The organism is Mesorhizobium shangrilense, from assembly GCF_028826155.1.
Classification (GTDB): domain Bacteria; phylum Pseudomonadota; class Alphaproteobacteria; order Rhizobiales; family Rhizobiaceae; genus Arvimicrobium; species Arvimicrobium flavum.
In genome coordinates, this window is record NZ_JAQGPN010000005.1 from 16,622 (window position 1) to 34,409 (window position 17,788).

General features: G+C 58.6%; 13 protein-coding genes and 3 pseudogenes. 14 read left to right on the forward strand and 2 right to left on the reverse strand.

Annotated features, from left to right (window positions below):
* The first annotated feature begins 352 nt into the window (after nt 1–352).
* Both PD284_RS26330 and PD284_RS26335 read left to right on the forward strand, forming a co-directional pair.
* Nucleotides 353–2,413, forward strand: coding sequence for a CapA family protein (locus tag PD284_RS26330; RefSeq protein WP_274631313.1), 2,061 nt, complete (start codon nt 353–355; stop codon nt 2,411–2,413).
* 12 nt (nt 2,414–2,425) lie between these two features.
* Complete coding sequence (locus tag PD284_RS26335) at nt 2,426–3,583, forward strand: serine hydrolase domain-containing protein (protein ID WP_274631314.1); 1,158 nt, start codon at nt 2,426–2,428, stop codon at nt 3,581–3,583.
* A 252-nt stretch (nt 3,584–3,835) separates the two neighbouring features.
* Here the strand turns inward: PD284_RS26335 and PD284_RS26340 are convergent, their stop codons facing one another.
* Nucleotides 3,836–4,291, reverse strand: a complete 456-nt coding sequence (locus tag PD284_RS26340; RefSeq protein ID WP_274631315.1) for a hypothetical protein — start codon at nt 4,289–4,291, stop codon at nt 3,836–3,838.
* An 18-nt stretch (nt 4,292–4,309) separates the two neighbouring features.
* Nucleotides 4,310–6,469, reverse strand: coding sequence for an ATP-grasp domain-containing protein (locus PD284_RS26345; protein WP_274631316.1), 2,160 nt, complete (start codon nt 6,467–6,469; stop codon nt 4,310–4,312).
* A gap of 243 nt (nt 6,470–6,712) precedes the next feature.
* Here PD284_RS26345 and PD284_RS26350 point away from each other — a divergent pair, with 243 nt between their 5' ends.
* The 12 genes and pseudogenes from PD284_RS26350 to PD284_RS26400 all read left to right on the forward strand — a co-directional run bounded on the left by PD284_RS26350 (nt 6,713) and on the right by PD284_RS26400 (nt 17,736).
* Nucleotides 6,713–8,353, forward strand: a complete 1,641-nt coding sequence (locus PD284_RS26350) for a hypothetical protein (RefSeq protein ID WP_274631317.1) — start codon at nt 6,713–6,715, stop codon at nt 8,351–8,353.
* Nucleotides 8,354–8,458: 105 nt separating this feature from the next.
* Nucleotides 8,459–10,060 carry a type I secretion system permease/ATPase gene (locus tag PD284_RS26355; RefSeq protein WP_274631318.1) on the forward strand — a complete coding sequence of 534 codons (1,602 nt, stop codon included), beginning with the start codon at nt 8,459–8,461 and terminating at the stop codon, nt 10,058–10,060.
* A gap of 127 nt (nt 10,061–10,187) precedes the next feature.
* Entirely contained in the window at nt 10,188–11,063 is an 876-nt protein-coding gene (locus PD284_RS26360; RefSeq protein WP_274631319.1) for an HlyD family type I secretion periplasmic adaptor subunit, read from the forward strand.
* Between the two features lie 610 nt (nt 11,064–11,673).
* Nucleotides 11,674–12,792 (forward strand): acylphosphatase, encoded by a 1,119-nt coding sequence (locus PD284_RS26365; protein WP_274631320.1) that lies wholly within the window; start codon nt 11,674–11,676, stop codon nt 12,790–12,792.
* Between the two features lie 511 nt (nt 12,793–13,303).
* Nucleotides 13,304–13,644, forward strand: a pseudogene (locus PD284_RS26375) (zinc ribbon domain-containing protein YjdM).
* A gap of 257 nt (nt 13,645–13,901) precedes the next feature.
* Nucleotides 13,902–14,459, forward strand: a pseudogene (locus tag PD284_RS26380) (aldo/keto reductase); the annotation flags it as partial.
* Between the two features lie 11 nt (nt 14,460–14,470).
* Nucleotides 14,471–14,641 (forward strand): annotated as a pseudogene (locus PD284_RS26385) (aldo/keto reductase); the annotation flags it as partial.
* A gap of 225 nt (nt 14,642–14,866) precedes the next feature.
* Nucleotides 14,867–15,151 (forward strand): hypothetical protein, encoded by a 285-nt coding sequence (locus PD284_RS26390; protein ID WP_274631321.1) that lies wholly within the window; start codon nt 14,867–14,869, stop codon nt 15,149–15,151.
* A 36-nt stretch (nt 15,152–15,187) separates the two neighbouring features.
* On the forward strand, nt 15,188–15,592 hold the full coding sequence (locus PD284_RS27000) for an alpha/beta hydrolase family protein (protein ID WP_411956299.1): 405 nt from the start codon (nt 15,188–15,190) through the stop codon (nt 15,590–15,592).
* Nucleotides 15,498–15,698 (forward strand): hypothetical protein, encoded by a 201-nt coding sequence (locus PD284_RS27005; protein WP_411956300.1) that lies wholly within the window; start codon nt 15,498–15,500, stop codon nt 15,696–15,698. The genes PD284_RS27000 and PD284_RS27005 overlap by 95 nt, the downstream gene beginning before the upstream one ends.
* A 508-nt stretch (nt 15,699–16,206) precedes the next feature.
* The gene (locus PD284_RS26395; RefSeq protein ID WP_274631322.1) at nt 16,207–16,944 is read left to right on the forward strand and encodes a 3-oxoacyl-ACP reductase family protein; all 738 of its coding nucleotides are present in this window, start codon (nt 16,207–16,209) and stop codon (nt 16,942–16,944) included.
* Nucleotides 16,945–17,106: 162 nt separating this feature from the next.
* A complete protein-coding gene (locus tag PD284_RS26400) occupies nt 17,107–17,736 on the forward strand; it encodes a TetR/AcrR family transcriptional regulator (protein WP_274631323.1) in 630 nt (209 codons plus the stop codon).
* Nucleotides 17,737–17,788: the final 52 nt, after the last annotated feature.

Here is a 17,788-nt window from a genome sequence, read left to right on the forward strand (position 1 = left end):
AGTGTGCGCCGAAACGGGCGCGCCGGCCGTGTCACTGATCCAGGAAGCAACCGGCAAACCAAACGGAACGAGGACCACGTGCCGCGTTCTTGCGGCTTTCGCTGCGCTCGTTTGCTGAACGCCGTCGTCTTTCGCATCATCGGTGCTCTGTTGCCGAAGAGGGCGATGGATGCGCTTTCCAGCGCGCCAGATCCGTAACGCTGGAAACTACCGCCCATTTGAGCGATGATCCCTTCATCAGCCTGCCCGTGGCACGCTGATCTTCCTGGCCGTGCCGGAGAGCGCGACGAGTTGGCCGCCAGCTAGACCTTTCGCGGGGCATGATCGTGGGATCGGTTCAAGAGAGGGTACCATGACAAAAACCGTAGCAGGTATTGTCAGAGGCGTCTGGTCAAGCAACGAGTGGCGGTATTACATAGAAGCGCTGAATTATTACGACGAGGTCGTCTACATAAACCCTCGACTCGTAACGTATAACCTGGATCGCAGCGCACGCTCAGTCAGTATCGTTCATAATGGCAATTCATTGAATGATCTGTCTATGCTCTATACATTCGGCTACGCCCAAGAGACACTGTTACTGGCGAAGTTCTTGCAGTTCGTTGGCTGCCCGACATCCGATCCCTATCACCTGATCAGCCGTGATGGCCTTGGCAAGGTGAATGATCTCGCATCGTTCGTGCAATCCGGTTTCGGAACGACAGCCCACGTCTTGCCGTCAATTGAAGCTGCCACAACGTATTTCCAGCAGCTTGGCGCCGATTCATATCCTCTTCTTCTGAAGCCGGTCGCTGGCAATAAAGGACGAGGCATAAAACGCGTGGAAAACGTGCAGGAAGCACTTGCGGCCTGCAAAACCCACTTCACGCGAAGCAAAGATGTATTGCTTCTCGAAAAGTACATGAACTACCGGAACGAATATCGTGTCTACGTTGTCGACGGAAATCCCATCGCAGCCTACGAGAGACGAAAGCAAGAGGGTAGCGTAGTCAGCAACCTGCACCAGGGCGGGTCTGTGGTCGCCATAGATGACGGGCTGAAGTCGGAGCTGCTAACGACCGTTTGGCCCGGTTTAGCCAAAAAACTGAAACACGGCGTATATGGGGTCGATCTTGCCGTCACTGATACCAGTAGCGTCCACGTCATTGAAGTAAACCGCACGCCGGGCTTCTCCGGTCTGGACCGGCTGGGCTTGGTCAACTTTCCCCGACGCGTTCATGCCGTGATCAGCCGGCGGTCCCGGAAACCCGAACCGGCTCCGGTGGCTGAGCCTGGATATGAAAGCGTCATCACCATCCTGGGCGACATCAATCCGGGCGACAGCTACTGGGAGCGAGCTGACGTCAAAAAACGCCAACGCAGTTCAAAGCGAAAGAGCGCTGAAGCCACCGCCGCGAAGTTCCGCAGCATATTGGAATCCTCAGACTACACCGTCGGCAATCTTGAAGTGAGCCTGACTGATCGGCGTGACTCGTCCCTCACCGGCATCAAGCCTTACCTGGACCGCGCCTCTGCTGAAGGAACAATACGACTCCTGCATGATCTCGGTATAAAGTCGGTATCGCTGGGAAACAACCATACGATGGACTTCGGCGAAGCCGGGTTGATGGACACCATCCAGGCGTTGAAAGCCGGCGGCATCGGCTTCTTTGGAGCGGGTGAGACGCGTGATGCGGCAACCGCTGTCGTTCACCACCATGTCACAGTCGGAAACTTGGCACTCCACCTCATTTTTGCCGGGGGCTTCGAATCCAGACGAAACCATCAGCAATGGGGCTATTATGCGGGACCCGCGACTGCTGGCGTGAATATGTGGTCGAAGGCCTCCGCCAGAGAACAATTATGCGCGCTCCGCAAAGAATACCCTGACGCGTTCATCATTGCGTTCCCGCATTGGGGCAGCAACTACGAATATGCCTCGGAGCGCCAGCAGAGCCTGGCTAGGGTGTTTTGCGATTGTGGTGCCGATCTGGTGATCGGTCACGGATCGCACATGATGCAACAAATCACTCGCTATGGGCACAAATGGATAGTGTATGGGATCGGGAACTTTGTCTTCAATTCGCCCGGTCGCTTTGCCGGATATGAGGTCTTGCCCTTTGGACTCATCGCACGTCTGACACTGCAACTGAAGAATGAGCGGTTGGCGCCGAAGCTCTATCTCTATCCGATACAGAGTGACAACAGAGTCACCTCATACCAGCCGAATTTCGTGTCCGCACAGGACTTCGAGCGGGTGGCGAAGTTCTACATGCCCTCCAATGAAGAGGGCGGCGCGATTGCCTCGACAGTTCAGAGCGGAAAAGACAACTGGGGCTATTATTTATCGCTGGCCTTGTCGCTGCCGGGCACGGCTGATCGGTCAAGGCATGCAGCCTCTTTCGCATCAAGTGGTCAGGCTCGAGCGGGGTAGGAGGATGAAGAGATGCGACGACTGGTTCTACCTGCGTCCGTTATCCTCGCTCTCGCCGTGTCGCTCGGTGCGATCCTCCTGATCTCTCAGCATAGCGCCGAATCACGAAGCGCTCCTCCAGTCTATGAGTTCGCGGATATTGAGCGCTACGATGCGCGCCACGAGTATTCTCCGAGTCCTCGGTGGGAGCGCCTGCTCTCCGCCGACAAGGCTGGATGGTCGCTCGAGAAACTCGATGCGGTAAAGGCCTATGCTGAGGCTTCAGGGACCGACGCGCTGCTGGTCATATTCAATGGTCTGGTTGTCCTGGACTACGGCAGATACGCGGAGAGATTTGATTTGCACTCGGTCCGAAAGAGCCTGATGAGCGTAGCTTATGGACTCTACGCCGACATGGGTATTGTGGACCTCTCCAAAACGCTGAGCGAACTCGGCATAGATGATGCAGGAGGGCTTACCGAGGTCGAGAAAAGCGCGACGGTTGCGGATCTTTTGACGTCAATGTCCGGAGTTTTCCATACAGCAGCTTACGAAACCAGGGGAATGAAAGAGCGGCGCCCGGACAGGGGAGCCTATATGCCCGGCGAGTATTGGTTTTACAATAACTGGGACTTCAATGCCTTGGTGACCATATTCAATAAAGCGGGCGGGCAGGATTTCTTCGACGTATTTGCCACCCGAATAGCCGCTCCATTAGGGATGGAGCAGTTCCGCTTGCAGGACACACGCTATTACCGCGAGGCGGACAAGTCCAAACATCCGGCATACCTTTTCAGAATGAGTGCTCTTGATCTGGCGCGCGTCGGGTTGCTGTACCTGAGAAAGGGCAAATTCGGTGATCAACAGCTTGTTTCGGAAGATTGGGTGGAGCGAAGCACGTCGGTCAAACATGCGTGGAAGCAGAACCAACCATCGGCTGGTTACGGCTATTTGTGGCAGGTGACGAAGGATGGCTTCTATGCAGCTGGTCGAGGAGGGCAGCGACTCTATGTAGTCCCAAAACGTGGTCTCGTTATCGTGCACCTTGCGGACACGTCCGGCGGACAGAAGGTCAAGAACAGCAATGTCAAGCGGCTGTATAGAATGATACTTAACGCTCAAGAGACGAGAACCGACGTCGATCCGATGACTGGCATTGAGCCCGACGAGGATGGTGACGGTCAGGACTGATCCGACAACTGGACAGAGGCAGCACGGTGGAAGTCCGCAGCGAGCGCTTGTGACGTGTCAGCTTGCGGGCTGGATCCATATCACCCCAAGCGTGCTCGATCGGCCGGTGGAAAGAGCCCTAGGGGCGACAGGCTCCGAGACCCGAGTCCCTAAGTTCGGCGCCAGGACCCTCATTGGTGTCGCTGTCATCGCAGGCATCAAGACCATTGGATCCAGGACGGATCATCATCTCCCAGCGAAATACACTGTTCGCTACCTGGCTACCCTCTCTTTCTTCCTTCTCCCCGTGCTGGCTCCCTGGGGCTGTCTGATCAAATGGGCAACGTCGCCGGATCCATCAAGCTCTTGCCGAGCGTACTCCAGCACCTCCATGCGAGATCCCTCTTCTATCAGCTTAAGTTCTTCAGCTATCACATCCGATTTTGTCAGCGGCCACTTGGCGAGGGAGGCGGCGCGCACGAAGCCGTAAGCGGACGGCATACGCACCATCAGCCACCCCAGGTTCATCAATTCCGTGGTGAACCCCTTCACGAAGCTCGCGCCGCCAATTCGCCGTCCGGTCAGGCGCCTGAATGTCCTGTATGACATTCTGATACGGTTTCGTGGCCGTCCGACTTTGCTCGTGGTGCGTTCCAGGGCCAAAGCAACGAGCTTTGCGGCATCGAGTACCGACACACCAAGCGCGTCACCGGGCGACATAGAAGCCATGACATCCTCTCCTCTATCTCAGTGGGCTGACAACTGCACCCCGCTCTCGACCCCTTGATTTGAGGGGCTCGACGAGGACAAGATCTCCTCGTCGAACCAACCATCGCTGTTTGCCAAATACGACATTGCCATTGCATGCATGGCGGCCCTGACTTGCGGTGCACGCAACTGGGACATTGATGGGAACGGCTCCGCCGCCAGCTCACCGGATCCCGACATCAGTGCCATCTCGGCTCCGGAGCCATCAGCGCGCCATCTGATCGACAGGACCAAGCCGCCCTTGTGCAAATGCTGCTGCAAGTCAGCGTCGAGATCGGTTTCGATAGTGATCAAGATCAATCTTGCCCGCGGCAGTGTCGACAGCGCACCACGAGACCCATCATCTTCCTTGTCCACGATGAAATAGCCACGATTTGCGTGTAGTAACATTCTCCGAGCGAGCTCGCCGAGCATTTTGCCATTGTCGACGTCCGACGGCGTCATCGAGACTGCATGGCAAGCACCCAGGCCAAGACCGTTCGCCCAGACTCTTTCCGGAGAGGCCGCGTAAACCAGAGCTTCCAGGGCCGGGTCTCTCGCCAGCATTCGGGGCGTTATTCTCTGCCCAGATTCCTGGGGCACGCTGTTGATGTAAGCGCCTCTCTTCGACAACAGACCAACCCTTCGGCCTTCCGCCTGGAACCGGTGCTCAATCGCCGTAGCCACCACATTGGTGTGCCGGTCGCCAACAACGAGAACGGTGGCGACATTGGATGAGCCCGGATTGTGGTACAAATTGGCCAAGACTATTTCGCTTACATCTCTTGACGTCCCCGCTCGCGGCCAAAGATGAAATTCAACCCCTGGTCGTGCATTCACCTCGATGACAGTACACCCGACCTCTCTGTGAGATCTCGCAATGTCGGGCATGACAAGGTCCACCCCGGCGATACTGAGCCCAACGACACTGGCGATGCGCTCGCACAGCTGCTTGTTATCTGGATGAACGGAGCTTGTGACGTCGACCGGGACGCCCCCGCGGGCGAGGTGACCAGTAGGTCGGAGGACCACCGGCTGCCCGGGAATTGGGACAGACTCCAGTGTCAGACGTCGCAAGGACAGTTCTCGTAGCAGTTCGTCGTCAATCTCCAGACGAGACAGCCGACTACCATCCCTGTCGGGCTCTCGATTCAAATCATCAATCAAGTGGCGTATCGTTTTTTCACCGTCGCCGGTGACTTGGGGTCGGCAACACATGACTGCTGCGACGACATGAAAATCAACGACCGTCACTCTGTATTCAGGGCCGGCGATGAACTGCTCTACCAAAACCGCATACCGCTCCGAGCGCGCTATGTCGAATGCAGCTTCAACAGCACGACGCCCCCGCAGGTGAACCGAAACTCCTCGGCCCTGATTTCCCTTAGCTGGTTTCACCACCACGGTCTTGCCCAGTTGTTTGGCGGCCGCGACCGCATCGGACTTGGTACGAACGGCAATTTGGCGGGGTACCGGCATGCCTGCCTGCGCCAAAAGTCTATTGCCCAGCCTTTTGTCCAGGGCCACCTTCGCAGACACAAACGATGTCGAACCCGAGATCGTGGAGAAAAGCTGCTTCTGGTGCTTTCCCTGGCCAAAGCGTAGGTGGTTGCGGCTCACAAACTCGAACGGGATACCATGCCTCTTGGCGGCGGCCACCAGGGAAGCGGTCGAATTTGAAAGACGTCGTTTCTTTGCTCTTTCCAGATTTAGCTCCCGGAGGTGGGCGAATTTCGGTGCGGCGTTCTCGCCCCGCGCCACCTCACAGACCGCTTCAACCACAGCCGAAGCAGCGGCGCGCGACATCTGCGGGTCGTCGGACTCCCAAACGATCTCAAGAGCGCCTTGGGACGGATCGCTCACAAGGAACGGCAGCCCTAATGACGAATAGAAATTCATCGCCCGGCAAAGCTCAAGATCAGCGTATCGTATAGCATCGGCGATGTACTGAGGCGCAGACGCGTCCTGTGTGCACTCGGGAAACAATGCGGATAACGCCAAGCGCGCGTGGGGAGCTAAATCAGAGATCCGAGCCGTCGCCATGCGCCCAATGTTCACGGTCAATTTCACAACCGTGTTCGGACTATACACATTGCATCCCGATAACGTCTTGAAACCGGCAACCTCAACCGTGGGAAATGCATCAGATGCGCGCGCCACGAGCCTGTTTCCCGTCACTCTCCATCTGCCGTCCGATCATCTCCCGTTTCCGTAGCTTGCGCGGAGCTCGTGGCTATAATATGGTTAACGCGCCGAAAATCCTTAACAACACCACAAAAAGGATGAGATGTCAATCAGAAACAAAATGTGAACAAATGTGACTTGACTTGATTCATCCCAGTAATGGGGTAGTTTACTTAATAATTAGGGCGGGCTAATCGTTGTAATGGGAGGTGTAATCTCATGCCCGTTTCTACAATTCAGCGCGGACGCGTAAAGAAAGCCAAGCGCGCCTTCGCTACTCGGCGGGTTGCGGCTTCGCACATGCGCACGCTTGTCACCGGGCCGATACAGCCCGCCGCAGGCGATCTTCTCCTGGCCCGCGTTGAGGAACTCGGCAACCACAGCAGAGTGGAGCTAATCAGCGGGAGAAAGGCGATTATGTTTCCCGGTGACGAGATAATACTGTGTTATGGCAACAGATATGCGCCCGACCAGTTCGAGGCTGTAGTCGGTCCCGACCTCGGGCAGTGTGACTTAGTGGCTGCGGGAGGAATTGCTGCATGTGAGCTTTCCCGACATGCTCGGATGCAACCCCCGACAAGGATTGTCCCTCTCGGCCTGATTGGCGACAAGTTCGGTCGCCGGTTGAACGTATGGGATTACAAGGTCGGCTCAGACGATCTACGCCCTTCCCTGCCGATCGTTCTCTCGCTTGGGACGTCCATGAATGCCGGAAAGACCCTGACAGCGACGTCGCTGGTCAGAGGTCTCAAGAAAGCAGGGCTGAAGGTCGCCGCGCTGAAGATCACCGGAACTGGCTCCGGGGGCGACACCTGGATTGTCAAAGACGCCGGCGCTGATGTCGTTCTTGATTTCACCGATGCGGGGTTTGCAACCACCTATCTGGCCCCGATAGGATTGATCGAAAAGGGCGCCTTCCGCTTACTGAACCACGCGGCCGAGAACGGATGTGACGTTGCTGTTATCGAGATCGCCGACGGGCTACAGCAGAAGGAAACGTCCGAGCTAATTCTGGCTGAATCGTTTCGCAGCATGGCCCTTGGCGCGGTATTCGCTTCCTACGACGCGATGGGAGCGAAGTGTGGAGTTGATACCCTCCGCGCTGCCGGCCACAAGGTGCTTGCCATCAGTGGCAGGATCGGCCGGTCCCCCCTCGGCGTCAGGGAGGCTGAGGAAGCCACTGGCCTGCATGTCTATTCCCCATGGGAGCTCCAAGATGGCGCTCTGACCCCCATCTTGAGGGCCCGCGCTTCTGAAGAACTGACCAAATGGAAGGTCAATCCGTATCTTCGGCGCATTGCTGAATCCTCGGATGCAGCTGTGACGATCGGCCATGATCGAGCCCGGCTCCGAATTGATATTTTGGAGAAGTTGGCGCACGAGCTGGTTGTGGCGGAACTGGGAGAAGATGCGCGCGGCGCGAGCAGGCCTGCCAGCGACAACACGGCAACATGGCATACTCCATTCGGATGCGTTTTTTTCGCCCTGCCTGAATTGCCAGCGCGCCGCTCGAATCCTGCCTTCATGTCGGCACACGTGCCCGCAGAGTTGGTCGAAGCGGCAATGCTGGCAAAAACGCCTGGTGCTTTGAAGGCATCTCTGGGGGGGCTGGTCCAGGCACTCGGTTGCCCTCCGCTGTCAGCTCCCCAAATGTCCAGTTTCGTGAGCGAGGTCTGGTCGACGTTGGAGGCGGCGGCTGATCGCAATCAGCGCCTCTTTGAGACCGCGAACTCGAACCTGCCAAATGGTCTCGCAGACCAAGGGTTGAGCGCTCATGACGATCTGGATGCGATGACTCTGAACTTCTCCGGAGTTTTCAACGAGGCCACCGATCAACATTCTCCCTTTGGGAGGGCGTGAGAGAGCTAGTCGATGAGCATACGAGGCAGGCGGCGGTACAGCGCGCCCCTCAGCGAAATGTGGCGAAGGTCGATACCCGGCCTTGCCGCCGTCGTGACTTTCAGTGTGTTCATCAATGCCCTCCGCTTTGCGGGCCCGCTTTACCTCATCCAAGTATTCGACCGGGTTATTTCCAGCCGCAGCGTCGAGACCCTCATTGTTCTGACCTTGGCTGCCTTGCTCGCCATGGTCACTGGCGGCGTGCTCGAGACCATTCGCCGTCGCATGCTTTCCCGCTGGAGCGTCTGGATCGAGCACCACTTGACGAGCCAATCCGTGAAAGCCGGGTTGACGGCAGGTGTCGCCAATCCGCCGATCCTGACAAGCATTCAGAAAGTCTCCGGCTTTGTTGAGCGAGGGCTTGCCCCCTGGATGGATGCGGTTTGGGCTCCGATCTTCTTTTTGTGTGCATATCTCATTCATCCGGTTCTCGGCATCGTCGCGATTGCAGGCGTGACCTTGCTGGTGGGCATGGGCCTGCTCAAGGAGAAGCTCACGCGAGAACCCCGCCAAGCGCAGTATGAAGCTGCAAGGCAGGCAAATGCGGTACTGGTTTCAGCGGAAAGGAACAAAGACATAGTCGGCGCGTTCGCAATGGCCGACGCGATCGCCGGGCGCTGGGGCAGGAACCGGCTGGACGGCTTCTTACAGCGGGAACGGCTGAACGCCAGAGGAACGAGCCTTGATGCAGCCATCCGCATGCTGCGCCGAGGACTTCATGTAATCCTGCTGGCGACTGGGATATGGCTGTTCCTGAACGACGCGGCAACTCTCGGCGGCGTATTCGCCGCCCGGCTTTTTGCCAGTTTCGCTTATAGAATGGTTGAAAGGGCGGTTCGAGAGATCCGGAGCTTCAAGGAAGCGCGCGAGGGATACTACAAGATCAAGGCGGATCTGGCGAAGCCATTCGAGGTGAAGCCGTCGCTGCTTCCTGGAACACCGCAAGGCACCTTGGTTCTTGACGAAGTCACGTTCCGGCACGCCGGATCGCGAGACGTATTCAGGAAACTGTCGCTTTCGCTGGAGCCCGGAGAATTGCTGCTGGTCGTAGGGCGTGCAGCCTCCGGCAAGACCACGCTCTCTCGTCTTCTCATTGGTCTCCTCAAGCCGCGCACCGGCCAGATCCGCTTGGGGGACATGAACATCACCCGCCTGCCGGATCACGTCAGGGCTGAGGTCATCGGCTATTTGCCTCAGCATGTCGAACTGTTCGATGGAACCATCGCGGAAAACATCGCGCGGTTCCAACAAACCTCCTTGGATGAAGTGGTTTCAGCAGCGAAAACTGCCGGGATCCACCAGGTTATCGTCCGTCTGCCCCAAGGCTATGACACGCCGCTTAGTGACGAGATCGGGCTGTCCGGGAGTGAACGGAAACGGATAGCCCTGGCCAGGGCGCTGTTCCGTGCGCCGCGGCTCATCGTCCTGGACGAGCCGTTCGCCAATCTGGACATTTCCTCGAGACGGGCGCTTGAGTCGGCCGTGGGGCATATGAAGGATTTGGGATGCTCGGTCGTCATCACCGTGTCCGGACAGTCCAGCCGTCTTGCCGCGCTGGTTGACAGGTCGCTGATCTTGGGTGGCCGAACGCCTGAGATCACCAATTACACCGAACGTTCTGATCGCAGCATGCGCCCCGAGAAACCTGCACTGCGGAGTGTAAAGTGATCCCGTCGTTCATCCCTGGCGCTAACCACTCCGGTACTCAGCCAACGGCGGATCCTGCGCCCTTCGGCAGGGGCTTTGTGATCTCCGGTTTCGCGATCGTCGCAGCCTTCTCTGCGCTGCTGGGCATGTGGCTTGTCTCGGCTCCGATCCAAGGAGCAGTTCTGGCCACGGGGTAATCAACGTAGCGTCAAACGTTAAGACAGTTCAGCACCTCGAAGGCGGGATCGTTTCGGAGATATTGGTTCAAGAGGGAACTCGCGTGTCGCCAGGCCAAGTGCTGGTGCGATTGCAGAGCACTGCTTCGACGGCCGCTGCAAATGAAATCAAGGCGCAGTGGTACGAAGCCAAGGCCACCGAGGCTCGCTTGCTCGCGGAAAGAGACGGAAAGGACTCGATCGAAGTTCCCTCGGAATTAAGCGGCCAAGACAGTTTGGCAGTCGATGCCATTTCCGGACAGGAAAGCATCTTTCGGTCACGTCAGAACCTCTTCAGAGAGAGACTATCCCTGCTGCAGCAATCGACTGGAAGCTTGGCCAAGGAAATCGAGGGCTTTGAGGGGCAAGTCGTCGCCGCTACTCGGAAACTCGAGCTTATCGAGGAGCAACTGAGTGATGTCCGTGACCTCTACGGCAAGAAGTTGGTGGTGAGGTCACGCCTCATAGATCTGGAGAGAGAAAAGGCAGACGTGAAAGGTGCCTTAAGCGGATATGTAGCGTCGATCGGATCTACGAAGCAAAAGATGGAGGAGACAAAATTCAAGATCGCTGAGCTTACCGCGTCCACAGCGGCCGAGATTGTCGAACAACTCAGAGAAGCACGCGCCAAAATATATGAATACGCTCAGCGGATGGCCGCTGCTGAGGACGTGAACACGCGTACCGAAATTCGTGCTCCCATCGGAGGCACCATAGTGGGGCTCAAGGTCCACACAAACGGCGGTGTCATTGCAGCAGGAGAGCCGCTCATGGACATCGTCCCCAAGATGATAATCTGGTGGTTGTAGCAAACGTTGACCCCCTCGACATCGATCAAGTCAGAGTTGGACTGCACGCGACGGTTTGGCTTAGCGCCATAAACAGACGCTATCAACAACCCATGAGCGGTGACGTCCGCACCCTTTCTGCGGATCGCCTCATAGACCCTCGGACTGGACTGGCATTCTATTCAGCGCGAATTGTCCTGAGGCCGGAGTCTTTGAAAACGGCTGGTGTCGGATTGCAAGCCGGCATGAGCACGCAGGTCATGATCGAAACCGGAGCGAGATCGGCTTGGGAGTATCTCAGCGCTCCCGTCTACGCGGCCATGGGTCGTGCTCTTCGTGAATAACCGCCGGTGTCGGGTGCATACCAGGGGATAAAGCGGCGACGCCCAAAGGATGTCCCGGTATTGCCGGGTTTCTCTCCCTCCCCGGGAGAAAATTGAATGCGCAGGTGCAGGCATGCGAGGACCCTGACTCACGACAAAAGAGGATCTCCATGAGGGAATGTATTCTCATAGACGAGACCAAAGGAGTGGGTTCTCAAGAGACCCGCGAAACCTGCTTGGCGCCTGCTCCAATGTGGTCGCCGCGATCGACTGGGCTTTTTGCTATCGGATCCTCGGTTCACGCGCAGTTGATCAAGCATGCTGCGTTCGTTCGGAACCTGCACGTAGAACGCATCTCAGTTAAGGCCTATCGCGTCTCTGATTCGCATCGCGTTGTCAGCTTCTGGGGCCCGATACCCGATACCACTTCGCTCGTTGCACGCCGAGTTGCGAATTCGAAAAACGTCACGAAACAGGTGCTCCAAGGTGCTGGACTGAACGTGCCAAACGGAAGTGTTTTCGACCAGGATCAGGAAGACAGGGCCTGGACGTTTGTTACAGAGATTGGCGGTCCGGTTGTCGTAAAGCCAACTCATGGAAGTGGAGGACGCGGGGTTACGTCGAACATCCAGGACCGGGACCATTTCTCCTTGGCATGGAAGGTCGCGCGCAGCGCCAAACGAAAGCCGGTCATCGTAGAGCAACATATTAGTGGCAATGACTTTCGGCTGTTCGTCATTGGAGACCATCTCCGCGCGGCAATCCAGCGCGTGCCGGCCTATGTTGAGGGGGACGGTCAGACGTCGATCGCGGGGCTCGTAGAAAAAAAGAACCAAGCCCGCAAAGCTATCCCTTACGTCGGCGCCAAGCCGATAAAATTCACCCCGGCGATATTGCACAACCTCGAAGCTCGAGGACTAAGTACAGACAGTGTCCTGACCTCGGGTGAACGGCTGTACCTCCACCTGGTCGCAAATATCGGTGGCGGCGGCGAGAGCATCGACGTCACTGGAACCGTCCACCCCGACTTCGCCGATATTGCAGTGCGCGCCCGCAAGGCGTTGCCCTCAGCGATCCATTGTGGGGTCGACTTGCTGGCTGAGGATATTACACGGTCGCCAGGTGAGCAACGATGGGCCATCTGCGAGGTCAACTCGGTACCTGATATCGCGATGCACCACTTTCCGATCTCCGGTACGCCGAGGGACGTAGCTGGCGAGCTGATCGAGCATCTGTTCCCTGGGAATCGGCTGATGGAGGAGCGCCTCTGGAGAAAGGTGCGCGTCGAGGTTGTCGGCCAGGTCACAAATGTAGGCTTCAGGCAATGGTTTCGCCGAACAGCGCGCCTACGCGGGCTCACAGGGTGGGTACGGAACGTGGCCGAGGATAAACTGGAGGCGGTCATATGCGGCCCGCCCGGGCGGTAGAGAACGCCATCATGCTGTGCCGAAGCGGACCCAGACGCGCCAATCCCAGCGCGCTGACGGTCTCTGGGTTTGACGGTGCTATCTCGCGGAAATTCACGATCAAGACCTAGAAACGAGCATAGAATGCCCCTTCTTCCACAGTCGGACCAGTCTCGCCGGGAGGTGAAAACGTAGGGGGTTCGTTCCCTGCCTGAACCAACTCACCCCCCTCATCAGCGTCGCGTCTTCCATCAGCTCCTCGCGGCCGTTGCGGTGGCGGGGGATGGGCCCTTCGCCGGATGGGGCAGGACGCGGTTACGTGCATCCGGCACAACGTCACCATCGACCAGTTGGGCGACTGTCGCGAGAGGCACGCTGACCGACACCTAAAGCCTGCAGAGGAGATGCATCGGCTGTTCGCGCGGTATCCAAAAGCTCTCGCGCGCCAGCGCAAGGTGCGACCGCTTCCGCGCGCAGGGCGACCAAGCTTTTGATGGCTCCAATGCAGATACTTGGCTATAGGCTGAAAAACATGACTGACAGCCTGCCTCCCTGCCCCGCGTGTTCCTCCACCTACACCTATCAGGTCGATGCCCTCCTCAATTGCCCGGAATGTCGACATGAATGGTCCCCGGGGCGCCATCCGACGACGCGCGCGAGTTTCGCGACAGCGTGGGGAATCTTCTTTTGGACGGCGACACCGTGACGGTGATCAAGGACCTGAAACTCAAGGGTTCGTCTTCGGTGATAAAGGTTGGAACCAAGGTCCGCGGCATTCGTCTCGTCGAGGGCGATCACGACATCGACTGCAAGGTTCCAGGATTTGGCCAGATCGGCTTGAAGTCCCAGTTCGTCAAAAAAGTCTCCGAATAGCTTCGCACAGAAACTGCAATGAGCGGGGCCTCATCAGGCCCATGGAGAAAGCCCCCGCCCTGGTTGGTGCGGGCAACAGAAGCATCCGGTTCGGATGTCTCGTCTTTAGGCGATAAGGCGCGGTTCCTGCTCCAGGATGCGAAGCAGATACGCGCAGCACCACTCGGCTATCTTTTGCCCGGTTTGCGCGAGCGAACCAACCACGCGAACATGGCAGGCCAGAATCGGCTCCGTAGGGGCCGGGCGCCGGCGGTTCGCATTGGGGCCTGTCGGAGATGGGGCTACAGACCCTGCGCCGCGCGCATGCCGCATTGCCTGTCACGGCAGCCCAGAACGAATACTCGATGCTGTGGCGCGGACCGGAAGCCGAGGTGATCCCGTTGTGCGAGGAGTTGGGCATCGGCTTCGTCCCCTGGAGCCCGCTCGGCGTCGGCTTCTTGACTGGCGCGATCGATGCGAGAACCCGGTTCGCCGAAGGCGATATCCGCGGGATCGAGTCCCGTTTCTCGGCGGAGAACCTGCCGCATAACCTGCAGCTGTTGGAACTGCTGAAGCGCTGGGCCGAACGCAAGCGGGCGACGCCTGCGCAGATCGCGCTGGCATGGCTGTTGGCACAGAAGCCTTGGATCGTTCCGATTCCCGGCACGACCCAGGTGGCACATATGCTCGAGAATATCGGTGCGGCTTCCGTCAGCTCCGACGCTGGCGAAATCAGCGAGCTTAACGCTGCGGTGGCTGCGATCGAAGTGCGCGGGCAGCGCCTGCCCGACGCCGTCCTCTTCTTCTCGGGAGTTGAGGCTCAGGAAAGAACGTGAAGGAGCATACGATGAAAAAGCGAACAATCGGCACTCTGGAAGTCTGGGCCCTCGGCCTCGGCTGCATCGGCATGAGCGGCACTTACGGTGCGGATCCTGACCGGGCGGAAATGATCCGCCTGCTGCGAGCCGCTCACGAGCTTGGCCTCACCTTCTTCGACACGGCCGAGGCCTACGGCCCGGTCCGGTGATCGCGCGCTCGGCAACCGTCGCCTCGTCCTTGCCCTGAGCCGGTGGGTATGCTGGAAGTATCCGAAGCGGCGAGCCAAGCGCAGGCGCAGGATGGCGCGGCTCGCGAACCGGCCGCTCTACGGCGTCTGTTACCAGACAGCGGGCTTGGCGATGTTCTCGATCATCCGGCCTTCGCAGGTCATGCGCGGCTCCTCCTCCCACGGGACGCTCGCCCGGTGAACCCGGAGATGCGACTGGACCAGATCGCGGCGCTGCTGGCGTACCACAGCAACGTCAACACAGCCGATGTCGCGGCCGGGCTGAACAGGCCCATCGACGATGCTGCAGCGGGACATCAGGCCTTCTATGACATCTACGACCAGCAGGCCAAGGCGATGGATCCATCGCCTGCGAATACCGGACTGTTCTTCATCCGAGGACGTCCCGGCGCGCCGTTCGCGGTCATCGCCCCGGGCGGCGGTTTCTCCTACGTGGGCTCCGTGCACGAGGGCTTTCCCTAAGCGGAAGCCATAAGTAGGGCTGACTATAACGCCTTCGTGCTGCGTTATCGCGTTGGAGCCGCCGGCGCTCCGGCGACGCGGGACCTGGCGGCGGCCGTGTCCTGGATCATCCGCCATGCGGACGAGCTTGACGTGGATCCCGTAGGCTATTCGCTTTGGGGAAGTTCGGCTGGTGCTCGCATGGCAGCGTCCCTTGCTCCCATGGTGTGTCAATTTCGACGGAGACAACGTGTCGCCACCTTCGACCGTGGTCATGGCCTAAACGGGCCATTCAGACATCTCGACCCGGGAGCCGCCTACCTTCGTTGTCGTCGGCGAGCGGGATGGCATCGCACCTCCCGCTGCCATGGAGCGCCGAGTGGCCGCGCTCAGGCGTCAGGGCACGCCAGTCGAGTATCACGTCTACCCGGGAAAGGGATGGCAATATCGCTCTGCAGGTAGGCCGCCAGCGCCGACTGAGCGAGTGGCAAGTCAGCTTCAAGGCTTCGGCTGCGCATGCCTTGACGACCGACATGAAGGCGCAAACTTGACAGCGTGTGGCTGCTAGCAGCTTCATGACAGTGAACACGTCGGGTTGAGCAAGCGGGCGACCCCGAAAGCTGCCGCGCTCGAGACTGAATCAAAGCCAGCGGATTTCCCAGGATAGCAAGCACAGCCGCGGACGCCATATCGCACAGCGTGCGAGATGACGGCCACCACATTCGGGCCCGGTGAGCAGGCAGCGATACCAATCAGGGTTTCAAATCCAATGATTGTTTCGGTCGTGATGCTTTCCACCTGCAGCGGAGTCGCCGCTCCCTGAACATGCAACGACGTTTCGGGGATTTGCTCACAAGTGCAGCTGGCAGGTCAGCTCATCCGTCCCGGCTGCTTCGGGCTCATGCAGCCATCGCCTAAGCTGAGGGCCTCCAAGGGTCGACCAACCCGATTATCTCGAGCCTCTCCGCTGCACGAGCCCGCAATAAGACATGTGAAACGATCGGTAGAAAACGCTTGATGACGCGAGGGTTCTCGCTTATAGCGTTCTTGAACGATCGGTACAAAAAGGTGGAATCATGCCGTTTAGGGGTAAGGTCGCCCTCGTCACTGGGGGCTCGCGCGGCATCGGAGCTGCGGTCGTTCGACGTCTCGCACGGGAAGGGGCTGATGTTGCCTTTACCTACGCCGCTTCCGATCAAGCTGCAAAGGACCTCACCCGTGAACTTGAAGTCCAGGGCGGCAGGATTTTGAGCATCAAGGCAGACAGCCGTGACCCGGGCGCAGTGCGCAGGGCCGTTGATCAAGTGGCCCGCGAGTTGGGCCGTCTGGATATTCTCATCAACAGCGCCGGCATATTTTACGCTGGTCCGGTCGAGGACGCTTCGCTCCAGGAGATTGACGACACGTTGGCAATCCATACGCGTGCCGTCTTCGTGGCCTCGCAGGCTGCGCTTGCGCATATGGGCTCTGGTGGACGCATTATCTCGATCGGCTCCTGCTTCGCTCAGCGGGTCCCCTACGGGGGCGTGACCCTCTATGCGATGAGCAAGTCCGCGCTCATCGGTTTCACCAAAGGCCTGGCGCGCGAGGTGGGCGAGCGCGGCATCACGGTCAACATTGTCGATCCCGGTTCGACCGACACGGATATGAACCCCGCCGACGGGCCTACAGTCGAAGCCGAACTGGAGTTGATGGCGGTCAAGCGCTACGCCAGGCCCGAGGAGATCGCTGCCGCAGTCCGATATCTCGCGGGGGCGGAGAGCCAGTTCATCACCGGAGCCTCCCTGGCCATCGACGGGGGATTCACCGCGTAGTGCCGCTGCGGCAGGACTCTGGAGCCATCCGCAGTTCCTGCCGCGTCCAAGCTTACGGCCAAGACTGTAGGTGGAGCCCGAAACGGGCCTGTCGTAAGAAGGAAAAAGGTGCAGATGGGGCGAAGTTACTCTTTTAACGTTGGGGCTGCGGGTGATTGAAGAATGAGCGCTGGCAACAAGCAGAAGAGATCTGAATCTTCGCCAATCGGGCGTCCGAGGGGCTTTGACAGAGATGCGGCCTTGCTTGCAGCCATGCGAACCTTCTGGAAACAAGGCTACGAGGGCACATCAATTCAGGATCTCGTTACCGCCATGGGCGTCAACAAGCCGAGCCTGTATTCAACTTTCGGCTGCAAGGAGGAGGTTTTCCGGGAAGCTGTCGAACTTTACGACCGTCTCGAAGGACGAGCAACGACACAGAGCCTCGCTGAAGCGGCGACCGCTCGCGAAGCGGTTGAGACCATGCTGCGAGCTAACGCTCGCGCTTACGCCGTGTCCAAGGGTCCCCGGGGCTGCATGATCGTCTTGTCCTCTTTGCTCGGCGCTCCCGAGAATGAGGGGGTACGCGCGTTCCTTGCCAAGAACCGACTAGACGGAGAAATGGCGCTGAGGGCTCGTCTTGCACGTGGCGTCGCGGAAGGTGATTTGGGGCCTTCCGCTGACCTCGACAGCTTGGCGTCCTTCTACACGACGGTATTGGAGGGATTGTCGATCCAGGCTCGGGATGGGGCGTCCGAACAGAAGCTCAATATGGTCATCAATGTCGCAATGCTTGCCTGGCCCGCAGACTGACGCCGAGCGGCCCAGCATGCGAGAGCGAAATGCTCTTCGCTTCTGGCGGAGG